General features: G+C 70.1%; 14 protein-coding genes and 1 pseudogene. 11 read left to right on the top strand and 4 right to left on the bottom strand.

Features of this window, described 5'->3' with window-relative positions; translation table 11 throughout:
• Nucleotides 1-3: 3 nt before the first annotated feature.
• The 3 genes from tgmC to tgmA are packed head-to-tail and all read right to left on the bottom strand — an operon-like array spanning nucleotide 4 to nucleotide 2,392.
• Nucleotides 4-1,170, bottom strand: a complete 1,167-nt coding sequence (gene tgmC / locus HTV45_RS09545; protein ID WP_215205223.1) for an ATP-grasp peptide maturase system methyltransferase — start codon at nucleotides 1,168-1,170, stop codon at nucleotides 4-6.
• Nucleotides 1,167-2,126 carry an ATP-grasp ribosomal peptide maturase gene (tgmB, locus tag HTV45_RS09540; protein WP_215205281.1) on the bottom strand — a complete coding sequence of 320 codons (960 nt, stop codon included), beginning with the start codon at nucleotides 2,124-2,126 and terminating at the stop codon, nucleotides 1,167-1,169. The genes tgmC and tgmB overlap by 4 nt, the downstream gene beginning before the upstream one ends.
• Nucleotides 2,127-2,131: 5 nt before the next feature.
• Complete coding sequence (gene tgmA, locus HTV45_RS09535) at nucleotides 2,132-2,392, bottom strand: putative ATP-grasp-modified RiPP (RefSeq protein ID WP_215205222.1); 261 nt, start codon at nucleotides 2,390-2,392, stop codon at nucleotides 2,132-2,134.
• A gap of 219 nt (nucleotides 2,393-2,611) precedes the next feature.
• Between tgmA and HTV45_RS09530 the strand changes: the two genes are divergently transcribed.
• From HTV45_RS09530 to rbsD, 9 genes and pseudogenes are all read left to right on the top strand, one after another.
• Nucleotides 2,612-3,838, top strand: coding sequence for a helix-turn-helix transcriptional regulator (locus tag HTV45_RS09530; protein ID WP_251691820.1), 1,227 nt, complete (start codon nucleotides 2,612-2,614; stop codon nucleotides 3,836-3,838).
• A gap of 16 nt (nucleotides 3,839-3,854) precedes the next feature.
• Nucleotides 3,855-4,208 (top strand): hypothetical protein, encoded by a 354-nt coding sequence (locus HTV45_RS09525; protein ID WP_215205220.1) that lies wholly within the window; start codon nucleotides 3,855-3,857, stop codon nucleotides 4,206-4,208.
• Between the two features lie 82 nt (nucleotides 4,209-4,290).
• Nucleotides 4,291-4,482 (top strand): annotated as a pseudogene (locus tag HTV45_RS09520) (ATP-binding protein); the annotation flags it as partial.
• 145 nt (nucleotides 4,483-4,627) lie between these two features.
• Nucleotides 4,628-5,452, top strand: coding sequence for a maleylpyruvate isomerase family mycothiol-dependent enzyme (locus HTV45_RS09515; protein ID WP_215205219.1), 825 nt, complete (start codon nucleotides 4,628-4,630; stop codon nucleotides 5,450-5,452).
• A 327-nt stretch (nucleotides 5,453-5,779) separates the two neighbouring features.
• A complete protein-coding gene (locus HTV45_RS09510; RefSeq protein WP_215205218.1) occupies nucleotides 5,780-6,823 on the top strand; it encodes a LacI family DNA-binding transcriptional regulator in 1,044 nt (347 codons plus the stop codon).
• Nucleotides 6,820-8,361, top strand: a complete 1,542-nt coding sequence (locus tag HTV45_RS09505; RefSeq protein WP_215205217.1) for a sugar ABC transporter ATP-binding protein — start codon at nucleotides 6,820-6,822, stop codon at nucleotides 8,359-8,361. The genes HTV45_RS09510 and HTV45_RS09505 overlap by 4 nt, the downstream gene beginning before the upstream one ends.
• Complete coding sequence (locus tag HTV45_RS09500; protein ID WP_215205216.1) at nucleotides 8,351-10,309, top strand: substrate-binding domain-containing protein; 1,959 nt, start codon at nucleotides 8,351-8,353, stop codon at nucleotides 10,307-10,309. The genes HTV45_RS09505 and HTV45_RS09500 overlap by 11 nt, the downstream gene beginning before the upstream one ends.
• Nucleotides 10,310-10,465: 156 nt before the next feature.
• Entirely contained in the window at nucleotides 10,466-11,371 is a 906-nt protein-coding gene (locus HTV45_RS09495) for a ribokinase (RefSeq protein ID WP_215205215.1), read from the top strand.
• A complete protein-coding gene (rbsD, locus tag HTV45_RS09490) occupies nucleotides 11,368-11,757 on the top strand; it encodes a D-ribose pyranase (RefSeq protein WP_215205214.1) in 390 nt (129 codons plus the stop codon). The genes HTV45_RS09495 and rbsD overlap by 4 nt, the downstream gene beginning before the upstream one ends.
• Nucleotides 11,758-12,034: 277 nt before the next feature.
• On the opposite strand, the gene HTV45_RS09485 is transcribed toward rbsD, so the two are convergent.
• Nucleotides 12,035-12,505, bottom strand: coding sequence for a hypothetical protein (locus HTV45_RS09485; protein WP_215205213.1), 471 nt, complete (start codon nucleotides 12,503-12,505; stop codon nucleotides 12,035-12,037).
• A 240-nt stretch (nucleotides 12,506-12,745) separates the two neighbouring features.
• Here HTV45_RS09485 and HTV45_RS09480 point away from each other — a divergent pair, with 240 nt between their 5' ends.
• Nucleotides 12,746-13,078 carry a hypothetical protein gene (locus HTV45_RS09480; RefSeq protein ID WP_215205212.1) on the top strand — a complete coding sequence of 111 codons (333 nt, stop codon included), beginning with the start codon at nucleotides 12,746-12,748 and terminating at the stop codon, nucleotides 13,076-13,078.
• Between the two features lie 44 nt (nucleotides 13,079-13,122).
• Nucleotides 13,123-13,434, top strand: coding sequence for a pore-forming ESAT-6 family protein (locus HTV45_RS09475; RefSeq protein WP_215205211.1), 312 nt, complete (start codon nucleotides 13,123-13,125; stop codon nucleotides 13,432-13,434).
• Nucleotides 13,435-13,437: the final 3 nt, after the last annotated feature.

Here is a 13,437-nt window from a genome sequence, read left to right as displayed (position 1 = left end):
TCGTCATCGGACAAGGCGATGCTCCCAGCGCAGCGACGGACTGCCCTCGACCCAGTACACGTGCGATCTGTCGGTGACGCGGAGCCGCACAGCCTCGATTCCCGGACTGCCGTGGTCCTGCCAGACCACGAGGGCGCGCTCGATGTCGTCCCAGAGGGCGACCGGGCCGCCTTGGCGTACGGTCCAGATCCCGCCGTCGACGATGAACTCGGCGAACGATTCCCGCTCGGCGTCGAAAAGGAACCGCAACGGTGCGCCATCGCTGCGAGTGGCTCGAACGAACTGAGCCCCGGGCGCCACAAGCTGTGCGAGGAAGGCGGGCATCCACTCCTCCAGGACATGAGGAGACAGCCGCGCCAAGCGGTCGGTGTCGGCGTAGGCGGTGCGGGCGGTGAGGTCTCCGGCCAGGGGTGTCATCGCCTGAGCCCGGGCCTGCATGAAAGAGGCGCGAGCGATGATCGCGCCTTCGGCGGTGCCGTCCTCACCGACGGTGACCTTCGCCAGGCCGGTTCCCCAAGGCCAGGAGCCGACCGTTCCGAGAATGACGCCACCGTGCTTCGTCTGCCGGACCCACGTGTACGGAATGCGGCGGACCGCGCAGGTGGCCACGACCCTGTCGTACGGTGCCCGCTGCGGGTGACCGAGGAGCCCGTCGCCCGTCACTGTCCACGTCGAGTGGCCGGCGGCTTCGAGGGCGGCATCGGCACGGGCCGCCACCTGGGGGTCGACCTCGATCGTGGTGACGTTGTCCTCACCGACGTAGTGGCACAGGAGGGCCGTCGAGTATCCGGTGCCCGTGCCGATCTCCAGGACGCGGTGTTCCGCCATGAGGTCCAGGGCCTCGATCATCCCGACGACGGTGGTCGGATCGGTGGAGGACGACGTGGGCACACCCGTGACGGGTTCGCCGGTTCCGTCGGCGGTGAGGTGGCCGTCGAGCTGGGTGGTGAGGGTATCGAGGCCGTACACGATCCTCAGCCACTCCTCCGGGTCGGTGTCGAGCGCGGTGACCGGCCGCCAGGTCCGCCCCTCGTCGATGAAGACGCCAGGGCGCAGGAACCGCTCACGGGGGACGGCCTCCACGGCTGCGCGCAGCCAGGGCGATTTCAGGACGCCGCTGTTCACGAGACTCACGGCCATACGACGCCGCTCGAATGCCGCGTCCGTCATCGGCGGTCTCCTTCCATGAGCAACCCGGCGAAGGCGGCGGACATCCCGAGGCCGGTCTCCGTCTCCAGCCATCCCCACTGGCCATTGGGATTCAGCTCCAGCCACCAGTAGTTCCCCTCCCGGTCCACCGCGAGATCGAAGCTCCCTGATACCAGCTCCAGGGAGTCCAGACAGGCGTGCAGTGCCTTGTCCACACGATCGGGGAGGCGTTCGACGGCATAGGTCAGGCTGCTGTAGTCCTGGCGCCAGTCCAACAGTTCGGAATCGATGCGCACGGCGAACGTGTGCCGGCCCGCGATCACGACGCGGACATCGGCTGCCTTGTGCACGCGAGCCTGGAACAGGTGCGGGGTGACCCGAACGCTGTCGTCGATCTCGTCGGCGGTGACGGGGGTGGCCCATCCGGTCACCGGCACTCCCTCTCGTCTGTACGGGGTCCACCGTAGCGTCTTGAAAATCGCATCCCGCTGGGCGCGGACGAACTCACGCGCTGCGTCAGGGTCGTTGGTGACAAGGGTCGGTGGGACCCTGAAGCCGAGCCGCCGGGCGAGCGCAAGCTGAGCAGGTTTGTAGTCGGCCGCGGCGATCCGCAACGGGTGGTTGACCCAGAGCGGGCCGGCCAAGGCGTAGAGAACACCCCCGAGTCCGTAGCGGACCTGCGCCGCCGCGAAGTGGGAGTCGTCAGGAGTCAGGTGGGAGAACGACGGCCACTGCGGACGGCGCCAGTACACCGACCGGACGCGTTCCAGATCGATAGTTCTCGACGGAGTGCGTACCTGCCCGGCCAGAGGGGCCGGACCAACACCGAACCGAGCCGAGACCGTGAGGTCTTCACCGATGTCGGCGGGGTTGAACCGGACCACCGGCACACCGCGTCGGTTCAGCTCCGTAATCACCATGTCGGCGGTGATGTCGTCCACCTCGGTGACCACCAGCACCGGCCTCGTCTCGGTCATGGTCATCAGTCCTGATTGCTGTCCTGGTCGTGCCCCTGGTCGTTCCGGGAGTCCGAGTTCGTCGTCGTGGAGGTCTCGGTACCGGAGCTGGTGCCGTGCTTACCCATCTCGACCACGTGACCGTCGCGGTCACGGAACACTCCGAGCTGGGTGGCAGGGTCGACAGCAACCGTGGCATGGGGCCTGCGGATGGTGGCCGGGTAGGGCGCCAGCCGGCTGACCCCCCACGGCCGCGCGAGGCAGGGAGGTGCGACGGAGGTGGGCATGGAACTACTCCTTCTGTTGCAGGGGGGGTTCTGCACAACATCGAGTGAGCCGACCATTGGGTTCCGGCCGTCGGACGGTGTGTGACCAGTGAATGACGATCCGTTACCTTCTTCCAGAGCGGACCCCGTGCATCTCCCTGGCGTTTTCCGGGCGCCAGCAGCGCGTTGGGGAGGTCGATCTTCCCTGAGAGGAGACCAATGCCATTGAGACGTCAGCGCTTGGCCGCTCTGCGGACCTCGCAGGGTTACTCCCAAGAGGAACTCGCCGAAGCGCTCGCGGTGGCCCCGTCCACCGTGATTCGGTGGGAAGGCGGCCGTGCCGCACCGCAGCCGCACCAACGGCCCAAGATTGCCGCCGTGCTGGGAGTCACCCTCTCTGAGCTGGAAGGGCTTCTCTTTGAAGGACAGCCGACCGGAAACGCCATGCTCCCTGACGCCCCGCTGCGCGGGAACGAGGACGATATGAAGCGCCGCGACGTCCTGGGTCTGCTCGCCGTCACGAGCGCGCTGGTCACCTTGCCCGGCCCGGACGACGCGTCCCGAGGACACACGGCGGCAGCCCTGCTGGAATCAGGGGACGACCTACACCGAAGCCTGTGGCGGGTCTACAGCCTCTCGGACTCCAAGCAAAGTGTCCTCCCGGCAGTCCGCAAGCAGCTCGACACCCTGACGACGGGGCTGGCCGAGGCGCGTACCGCGGCGGACAAGGTGAGACTGTGCGCGATGACGGCCGACGTCTATCAGCTCGCCGGCGAACTCTTCTTCGACGCCAACCGGTACACCGACGCCGCCCGGTGCTACACGCTGGCCGCCCAAGCGGCTCAAACCGGCGGTGATGACGACCTCTGGGCCTGCGCCATGACCCGGCACGCCTACGTCGAGCTCTATGCCCGCCGTGCGCCCGCTGCGCAACCTCTGTTGGCCGCCGCCGCCCGGATCGCCCAGCGGGGCGACAGCACCTTGTCCACTCGCCACTGGGTCGCCGCCGTCGAGGCTGAGGCGCACGCCGCCGTGGGAGACTTCGACGCCTGCACTCGATCCCTCGACGAAGCCGAGAAGGTGCACGTTCTCGACGGTTCCTCCCACAACGGCGGTTGGCTCCGCTTCAACGGCTCCCGTCTCCCCGAGGAGCGAGGAGCCTGCTACCTCCAGCTCGGCCGGCCCGACCTCGCAGAGAACGCGCTCACCTCTGCCCTCGCCCAGCCACTGTCGCTGCGCCGCCGAGCCGCCGTACTGAGCGACCTCGCCCTTCTCGGAGTCCAGAGGCGCGACATCGACCAGGTCGTCCACTACGCGGAGGCTGCGATCGGCTTGGCCGACCAGTCGAACTCGGGATTCATCGGTAAGAAGCTGGATGGACTCAGAGAGCGTCTTGCCCCGCTCGTGCCCGACGACCGCATCTCGCATCTTGATCACCGAATCGCGGCGCTTTCGCGTACCGCCTGACGAGAGGGACACACACATGAGTGACGGTCGAGTCTTCCGCGAGGCATGGATCGCCGGTGTGACCAAGCATTACCCGGGTGAACCGAAGCCCGGCTACGTCACGCCGTGGGAGGAGACGCCCGAGTGGGAGCGCGAGGCCGCCGCAGCCGTGTACGGGCAGGTCCGCGACTTCATCGAGGTCAGCGCAGGGCACGCCACACGGCTCACCCGTGAGCAGAAGGGCCGCTTCGTGGCGACCTGCTGGACCGCACAGATGTTCAAGCACTTCGAGAATCCGAAGCCCGGCTATGTCGCCGACTGGGCCGATCTACCGGGCTGGCAGCAGGAAACGGACGCGGACATCTTCGAACGCATCGAGCGGATCGAGTGATCCCTGAGGCGGCCCTCGGATCCCTTCACGTTCACCTTCCCAAGCGGCGCCGCGCTCTCGTCAGGGCTCCCCTGCGGCCGCTTTGCGGATCGGGGCGTGGGACGCGGACCCCGAACCGCCGCAGCCGCCACGGCCGTTCGCGGCAGGGGACGAGTCGGAGGACGGGCGGGGCCTCGCCCTGGTGCGGGCGTGCGCCGATGTGTGGGGGTGGCAGCCCCTGGCCAGGGACGGCAGCCGGGGCAAGTACGTGCGGTGCGAGCTGGGTGCCGCCTGAGGGCGGGCCTGTTCGGCGGAGCTGCCGGACAGGCCCCGAGCCGGTTTCCGTGCGGGCGCCCACACCCTTGCTACTGACCGGTCGGTCTGGTTTCGTACCGCCCTACGAGTGCGTGATCACGGAGACGCGAGGAGCAACGAGCGGCGTGGACCGGGGAACACAGACGAGGACCGGGGACTCCCTGCCGGAAGGACTCGGCCGGGCGATACGGGAGACCGCCAGTGCCATCGCCGTGCTCCTGGACGGCGCGACGGACATGACCGTTCCCGTACCGGGGCTGGAGTGGACCGTCGGCGAGACGGCCGCCCACCTGGCACTCGCCAACGGCCTGATGGCCGATGTCGCGTCCGGTCAGGAACGCGTCTACGGAGACGGCACACCGCAGAGTCTCGCGGCGGCCAACGCACGCAGTCTCGCCGAGTTCCCCCAGCGCGCGGCGGAACCGCTGGCCGCGATGATCGTGGAGCAGGCCGACGCGTTCCTGGACGCGATGGGCCGAGCCACGGCGGAAGGGACCGCGGGCCGGACGTTCCTGACCCCACTCGGTCCCATGGACCAGGACGTCTTCGCCTCGTACCTGCTGACCCACATGTTGGGCCACGGTTACGATCTGGCCCGTGGGCTGCGTCGGCCGCACATGATCGACGAGACGCGGGTCGGGCTGTGCCTGCCGTTCCTGAAGACGGCGATGCCGCGCGTCGCCGCCGCCTCCGCGCTGACGGCCCGTTACACCGTGCGCGTCCGGGGCGGCGAGACATTCGGCGTCACGTTCACCGACGGCACGGTCGAGGTGCTTCCCGACCCGCCGGAGCGCTCGGACTGCACCATTCTCACCGAGCCGGTCGCCTTCCTCGTCATGGCGCTGGGGCGTATGGGCCCGTGGCAGGCCATGGCACGCGGAGCCGTGTTCGCCCGGGGCCGCAAACCCTGGCTCGCCCTTCGCTTCCCCACTCTGTTCCACGTGCCCTGATCAGGGCGTTCCCTGTTCAGCCCGGCCGCTTCGCCGCGCGCCCGGTCGCTGTCCTCGGCTTCCATGAAACGGCGGCAGCGGAAGAAGCTCTCCCGGCGTCTCTTCGATGCGACTCCCGCAGGTGACATCGCCGGGGTGAAGGCCGCCCTGCGGGCCGGAGCCGACCCGGAGCGGAGGGACGGCGAGGGCGCCACCCCGCTTGCGAAGAGGGCGGGGACCACCCGCCGGTCACGATTCGGTTTCGGCCACCGGGTACCCCCTTGCCCTCCCTCGTGTAATCGATTCCAATCCTCCGTGTAATCGATTCCACGAGGAGGTGGAGCGGCGATGGCGAGCATCAAGGACGTCGCTGCCGAGGCAGGGGTGTCCGTCGCCACGGTGTCGCGGGTGCTGAACGGGCATCCGTCGGTCAGCGAGGACGCCCGCCGGCGTGTGACGGCCGCCGTCGAACGGCTGGGGTACCGGCCGAACGCCGTCGCCCGGTCGCTGCGCACCGATCAGACCCGCACCCTCGGCCTGGTCATCAGCGACGTGATGAACCCGTACTTCACCGAGCTGGCCCGCTCCGTCGAGGAGGAGGCCCGCGCGCTCGGGTACAGCGTGATCATCGGCAACGCCGACGAGCGGCCCGATCTCCAGGACCACCACGTGACGACGCTGCTGGACCGCCGTATCGACGGGCTGCTCGTCTCCCCCACCGACGGCGGGTCGCCCCGCATGCTGGACGCCGCCCGCACGGGCACGCCCATGGTCTTCGTCGACCGGTGGATTCCCGGCGTGGACGTGCCCGTCGTCAGGTCGGACGGGCGGGCCGCCGTACGGGATCTCGTCGCGCATCTGTACGGGCTCGGGCACCGGCGGCTCGCGATCATCGCCGGGCCGGCCGCCACGACCACCGGGCGCGAGCGCGTGGACGCCTTCCGTGAGGCGCTCGGCGTGTACGGGCTCGCCCTCCCCGACGCCTACATCGGCCAGGGCGACTTCCAGGCCGACAGCGGGCGCCGGGTCACCGAGGGCTTCCTCGATCTGGCCGAACCGCCCGAGGCCGTGTTCGCCGCCGACAACCTGATGGCGCTCGGCGCGCTGGACGCCGTACGGGCACGCGGGATGCGCGTCCCCGACGACATCGCGCTGGCCGCCTTCGACGACATCCCCTGGTTCGTGCACACCGATCCGCCGGTCACCGCCATCGCCCAGCCGACCCGGGAGCTGGGGCGGGCCGCCGTGTGCGCGCTGGTCGACCGGATCGGGGGGCGCACCGGTGCGTCCGTCACCCTCCCGGCCCGGCTGGTCGTCCGCCGTTCCTGCGGTGAGGCGGGCCCCGGGGGATCCCCGTCCACCCCGTCCCCCGTACGAAGGAGTACGCCGTGAGCAGCCGCAGTCCGGACGAGTTGCTGCGCATCGAGGGCATCCGCAAGACCTTCCCCGGCGTGGTCGCGCTCGACAGCGTCGACTTCGACCTGCGCCGGGGCGAGGTGCATGTGCTCCTCGGTGAGAACGGCGCGGGCAAGAGCACACTGATCAAGATGCTCTCCGGCGCCTACACGCCCGACGCCGGCCGGATCGTGGTCGGCGGCGAGGAGGTGCGCGTCCAGGGCGCGCAGGACTCCGAGCGGCTCGGGATCGCCACCATCTACCAGGAGTTCAACCTGGTCCCCGAGCTGACGGTCGCCGAGAACATCTTCCTCGGGCGGCAGCCGCGCCGCTTCGGGATGATCGACCGGAAGAAGATGGACGCCGACGCCGAGGTGCTGCTCGAGCGGGTGGGGGTCACGGTCTCTCCCCGTGCGCGGGTGCGTGAACTCGGCATCGCGCGGCTGCAGATGGTCGAGATCGCCAAGGCGCTCAGCCTGGACGCCCGGGTCCTGATCATGGACGAGCCGACCGCCGTGCTGACCTCCGAGGAGGTCGAGAAGCTGTTCGTCATCGTGCGGCGGCTGCGCGAGGACGGGGTGGGGATCGTCTTCATCACCCACCACCTGGAGGAGATCGCCGCCCTGGGAGACAGGGTCACGGTCATCCGGGACGGCCGCAGTGTCGGGCAGGTGCCCGCCGCCACCCCCGAGGACGAGCTCGTACGGCTCATGGTGGGGCGGTCCATCGAACAGCAGTACCCGCGCGAGCGTGCCGGCGCCGGGGACGCGCTGCTGACGGTGGAGGGGCTGACGCGGGACGGTGTCTTCCACGACGTGAGCTTCGAGGTGCGGGCCGGTGAGGTCGTCGGCATCGCGGGCCTCGTCGGGGCCGGACGGACCGAGGTGGTCCGGGCGGTGTTCGGGGCCGATCCGTACGACGCCGGGTCCGTGCACGTCGGCGGTGAGCGGCTGCGCGGTCACGACGTGAACGCCGCCATGGCGGCCGGGATCGGACTCGTGCCCGAGGACCGCAAGGGGCAGGGGCTGGTGCTCGACGCCTCCGTCGAGGAGAACCTCGGGCTCGTCACGCTCCGCTCCACCTCCCGCGCGGGCCTCGTCGACCTGAAGGGGCAGCACGAGGCGGCGGAGCGGATCGCCGGGCAGCTCGGCGTGCGGATGGCCGGGCTCGGGCAGCACGTGCGCACCCTCTCCGGCGGCAACCAGCAGAAGGTCGTCATCGGCAAGTGGCTGCTGGCCGACACCAAGGTGCTCATCCTCGACGAGCCGACGCGCGGTATCGACGTCGGCGCCAAGGTCGAGATCTATCAGCTGATCAACGAACTGACGGCCGCCGGTGCCGCCGTGCTCATGATCTCCAGCGACCTGCCGGAGGTGCTCGGCATGAGCGACCGGGTCGTGGTCATGGCGCAGGGGCGCGTGGCGGGCGAGCTTCCCGCCGAACGGGCCACCCAGGACACCGTGATGGCACTCGCCGTCAGCACCCCCCACAGCACCGACAGCAGCAAGGGAACGGAGGCCGACGGTGGCCACTGACACGCTCAAGAGCAAGCCGGGCGCGCAGGGCGGCGCCTCGGGCGGCCTGCGCCGCCTGCTCCTCGACAACGGCGCGCTGACCGCGCTGATCGTCCTCGTGATCGCCATGTCGGCGCTGTCCGGGGACTTCCTGACCGCCGACAACCTCCTCAACGTCGGCGTGCAGGCCGCCGTGACCGCGATCCTCGCCTTCGGCGTCACCTTCGTGATCGTCTCGGCGGGCATCGACCTGTCGGTCGGCTCCGTCGCCGCGCTGTCCGCGACCGTGCTGGCGTGGAGCGCGACCTCGGCCGGGATGCCGGACGTGCTCGCGGTGCTCCTCGCCGTCGCGACGGGCATCGCCTGTGGTCTGGTGAACGGTTTCCTCGTCTCGTACGGGAAGCTGCCGTCCTTCATCGCGACGCTGGCGATGCTGTCGGTGGCCCGCGGGCTGTCGCTCGTCATCTCGCAGGGTTCTCCCATCGCCTTCCCCGACCCGGTCTCCCACCTCGGGGACACGCTCGGCGGCTGGCTGCCGGTGCCGGTGCTCGTCATGGTGGTGATGGGGCTGTTCACCGCCTTCATCCTCGGGCGGACCTACATCGGCCGTTCCATGTACGCCATCGGCGGCAACGAGGAGGCCGCGCGCCTCTCGGGTCTGCGCGTGAAGCGGCAGAAGCTCGCCATCTACGCCTTCTCCGGCCTCTTCGCCGCCACCGCGGGCATCGTGCTCGCCTCCCGGCTGGCCTCCGCGCAGCCGCAGGCCGCGCAGGGCTACGAACTGGACGCGATCGCCGCCGTCGTCATCGGCGGTGCCTCCCTCGCGGGCGGCACCGGCAAGGCGTCGGGCACGCTGATCGGCGCGCTGATCCTGGCGGTGCTGCGCAACGGGCTCAACCTGCTGTCGGTCTCCGCGTTCTGGCAGCAGGTCGTGATCGGTGTGGTCATCGCACTGGCGGTGCTGTTCGACACACTGCGCCGCAAGGCGGGCGCGACCACCCCCGCGGCCGGGGCGTCCGGCGGCGGGAACCGGGGCAAGCAGGCCCTCACCTATCTCGTCGCCGCCGTGGTCGCCATCGCGGTCGTCGGCGCGACCTCGCTGCTGCACAACGGTTCCACGGCGGGCGGGACACAGAAGATCGGCCTGTCGCTGTCGACGCTCAACAACCCGTTCTTCGTACAGATCCAGGCCGGTGCCAGGGCGGAGGCGAAGAAGCTGGGCGTCGACCTGACGGTCACCGACGCGCAGAACGACGCCTCCCAGCAGGCCAACCAGCTGCAGAACTTCACCAGCGGCTCGCTCTCCTCCGTCATCGTCAACCCGGTCGACTCCGACGCCGCCGGGCCCGCGGTGAGCGGCGCGAACAAGGCGGACATCCCCGTCATCGCCGTGGACCGCGGGGTCAACAAGGCGGACACGGCCGCGCTGGTCGCCTCCGACAACGTCGAGGGCGGCGCGCTGGGCGCCAAGGCACTCGCCGAGAAGCTCGGCGGCGAGGGCACCATCGTCATCCTCCAGGGCCAGGCCGGCACCTCCGCCAGCCGGGAACGCGGGGCGGGCTTCGCGGCCGGGCTGAAGGAGTACCCGGGCATCAGGGTCGTCGCCAAGCAGCCCGCGGACTTCGACCGCACCAAGGGCCTGGACGTGATGACGAACCTGCTCCAGGCGCACCCCGACATCAACGGTGTCTTCGCCGAGAACGACGAGATGGCGCTCGGTGCGATCAAGGCGCTCGGTTCCAAGGCCGGGAAGTCGGTCCAGGTGGTCGGCTTCGACGGCACGCCGGACGGGCTGAAGGCGGTCGAGGCGGGCTCGCTGTACGCCTCTGTCGCGCAGCAGCCGAAGGAACTCGGCCGGATCGCCGTGCGCAACGCGTTGCGCGCCGCCGACGGCGAGAAGGTGGAGAAGATGGTGAAGGTTCCGGTGAAGGTGGTCACGGAGGAGAACGTGGCCGGCTTCGAGGGCTGACGCCGGGCGCGGAGGCGCGTGGAGGCGCGCGGCGGCTCCGGGGCGGCTCCGGGGCGGGCGGGTCGATGTGACCGCCCGCTCCCACACTCGGACCCACTCGGACCCACTGGGACTCACTGGGACTCACTGGGACTCACTCGGATCGGGGAGCGATTCATGTACGACTACGACCTGCTGGTCGTCGGCTCGGCCAACGCCGACCTGGTGATCGGTGTCGAGCGCCGGCCGGACGCCGGGGAGACGGTGCTCGGCTCCGACCTGGCCGTCCACCCGGGCGGCAAGGGCGCGAACCAGGCGGTCGCCGCCGCCCGGCTCGGCGCCCGTACGGTCCTGCTGGCCCGGGTCGGTGACGACGGGCACGGGCGGCTGCTGCTGGACTCGCAGCGGGCGGCCGGGGTGGACACGGTGGGCGTGCTGGTGGGCGGGGCGCCGACCGGGGTCGCGCTGATCACGGTGGACCCGTCGGGCGACAACAGCATCGTCGTCTCCCCGGGTGCCAACGGCCGGCTGACGCCTGGGGACGTACGGGCGGCCGCGAGCCTCTTCCACGCCTCCCGGGTGGTGTCCACGCAGTTGGAGATCCCGCTGGAGACGGTCGTGGAGGTGGTGCGGAGTCTGGTGCCGGGCAGCCGTTTCGTACTGAACCCGTCCCCGCCGCGGCCGCTTCCGGCGGAGGTGCTGGCGGCCTGCGATCCGCTGATCGTCAACGAGCACGAGGCGAAGGTCATTCTGGGCGACAGAGCCGGCGTGAGCGACCGACCCGAGGACTGGGCACGGCTGCTGCTGGCGAAGGGCCCGCGTTCGGTGGTGGTGACGCTGGGCGGCGAGGGCGCCCTGGTGGCGTCCTCGACAGGGATCACGAGGGTCCCGTCGGTCAAGGTGCACGCCGTGGACACCACGGGCGCGGGTGACGCGTTCACCGCCGCGCTGGCCTGGCGCCTCGGCGCGGGCGAGTCGCCGGCCGAGGCGGCGGCGTACGCGGCCCGGGTGGGAGCGGCGACGGTAACGAAGGAGGGGGCGCAGGTCTCCTTCCCGACGGCGGCGGAGGTCGCGTCGCTGTGAAGAAGCACGGGATCCTGAACCGGCACCTCTCCGGCGCCCTGGCCGAACTCGGGCACGGCGACGGGGTGCTGGTGTGCGACGCCGGCATGCCGATACCCGACGGGCCGCGCGTGGTGGACCTGGCCTTCCGGGCCGGGGTGCCGTCCTTCGCGGAGGTGCTGGAGGGGCTGCTGGCCGAGCTGGTGGTGGAGGGCGCGACGGCGGCGGCCGAGGTACGGGACGCCAATCCGGCGGCGGCGGAACTGCTGGCGGGCCACTTCCCCGCGCTCACCCTGGTCCCGCACGAGCGGCTCAAGGAGCTGAGCACCGGCGCGCGACTCGTCGTCCGCACCGGCGAGGCCCGGCCGTACGCGAACGTGCTGCTGCGGTGCGGGGTGTTCTTCTGAGCCGACCGTCGGACGCGAGGGCGGACGGACTTCGAAGGGGCCCGGTCCATCGACCGGGCCCCTTCGCTTCCCTCCCCTGCCAGGATCCCTCGAATCCCCCCGGATCCCCTCCCAGAAGTCCTGACACCGACTACGACCCGCGAGGCGGGGGAAGGGTTGCACGGCACGGCAACTGATTTCACCCGCGCGCGACGCATGTGGTGGAGTGCCGCGCGTGGGTCGGAGTGGGAGGGCCGGCCCGGGAACGCGGCTCATAGGCGCTGACGCAGCCGTCGCGTTACTGCCGGCGTGCGGCTTCGACCGCGCGGAGAACGGCGGCGCGCATCTCGTCACGGTGCGGTGGGTTTCTCCGCGACCAGACCGGCGCCTTCCAGTCGGCGGCAACGCCGAAGACCCGGTGCTTGCCGTCCAGCGTGGTGACGCGCATCGACGAGGTCCGGATGGCGGTCACGGACGAGACGCTGGACAGCGGCACGGTCCGTGCCTTGTTCGTCCAGTTGACGAACAGGTCGATCAGTTCGCCGCCGCCTGCCGGCCCGGCCGCGTCGACGAACCGGGCGAGCCATTGACCGAGAAGACGGGTGTCCAACGGGCCGTGGTACAGCCGCCTGTTCGTGAGGACGAGTATCCCGCCGACCAGCGCCAGTTCCGTACCGGGCACGAGAACTGCCCCCGTCTTCACGCACAGCACTTCCTCGCCGTCCTCCGGCGGCAACCTCACCCACAGCCCCATGGTCCCCCCTGACATCGACGTCGTCCCCATGACAACGCTGCCAAGGTAGCTCCCGCCAACCGCTGCGCGATACAACTCCGCGCACCGTAAGTCATGTTGACCGCAGAGTCGGTCAGGGGTTGCCGGGTGGCGCCTTCCTCCCGGTCATGTCCGGATCGCGTCACATCGCGATCAACAGCGTTGCGTCCGCAATGTGTTGTGCGACAGCATGTTCGAGCAAGGGTGTGATGTACGGGACGCACGGGGGTGGGACGCGTGAAGTTCGACATGGGGTCCACGACGCTGTCGGATCTGGGGCGGAACACGGTCGGTTCGAGTACCGACCTGGGCACGCTGATCCGGATGCTGATCCAGGCGGCGGAGCCGCTGGAGGGCAAGTTCAACGGGTCGGGGAAGGTCGCCTTCGACTCGTTCAAGACGCGTGCGGACGAGATCACCGCCGCGCTCAACGGGTCGCTCGCCGCGATCCTCGAGGGTCAGGGCGGGATGGACACCGCGTTCACGACCGGTGAGGGCGAGCAGCAGGACAACGCGCAGAAGAACATGGGGGCCGCCAACTTCGACGCGGCCCGCTTCGGCGCGCGCTGAGACACCGGCCGGACTGACGACACGAGACACAGGGGGATTTGAGCATGGGACAGAATCTGGACCGCCGTTCCTACGACACCGGTGCGTCGAGCGAGGTGCAGGGCGGACTGCAGGGAATCGTCGGACAGTTGGAGCGTGTGCTCGCCGACCGCGACAAGGCGGTGAAGGCGGCCATGGCCGACTTCCAGGCCGACGGGGTCTCCGAGGAGTACCACGGCAAGGAAGCGCGCTGGAACCGTGCGGCCACCGAGGTGCGCCAGATCATCCAGCTGGTGCGTACGACCCTTGAGGACAACGACGGAACGGCCCAGTCCACGATGGCCAAGGCGCGCGCGGCAGTCGACAACATCGGCTGAAGC

The sequence above is a fragment of the Streptomyces sp. CHD11 genome, from assembly GCF_018638295.1.
Taxonomy (GTDB): domain Bacteria; phylum Actinomycetota; class Actinomycetes; order Streptomycetales; family Streptomycetaceae; genus Streptomyces.
This window is presented reverse-complemented; position numbering and strand designations above follow the sequence as displayed.

Bases quoted from the DNA above. Each gene is read 5' to 3' on its own strand.
- tgmC (WP_215205223.1), bottom strand. From the start codon at position 1,170: ATGACGGACGCGGCATTCGAGCGGCGTCGTATGGCCGTGAGTCTCGTG.
- tgmB (WP_215205281.1), bottom strand. From the start codon at position 2,126: ATGACCGAGACGAGGCCGGTGCTGGTGGTCACCGAGGTGGACGACATC.
- tgmA (WP_215205222.1), bottom strand. From the start codon at position 2,392: ATGCCCACCTCCGTCGCACCTCCCTGCCTCGCGCGGCCGTGGGGGGTC.
- HTV45_RS09525 (WP_215205220.1), top strand. From the start codon at position 3,855: ATGAGTGACGGTCGAGTCTTCCGCGAGGCATGGATCGCCGGTGTGACC.
- HTV45_RS09510 (WP_215205218.1), top strand. From the start codon at position 5,780: ATGGCGAGCATCAAGGACGTCGCTGCCGAGGCAGGGGTGTCCGTCGCC.
- HTV45_RS09495 (WP_215205215.1), top strand. From the start codon at position 10,466: ATGTACGACTACGACCTGCTGGTCGTCGGCTCGGCCAACGCCGACCTG.
- HTV45_RS09485 (WP_215205213.1), bottom strand. From the start codon at position 12,505: ATGTCAGGGGGGACCATGGGGCTGTGGGTGAGGTTGCCGCCGGAGGAC.
- HTV45_RS09475 (WP_215205211.1), top strand. From the start codon at position 13,123: ATGGGACAGAATCTGGACCGCCGTTCCTACGACACCGGTGCGTCGAGC.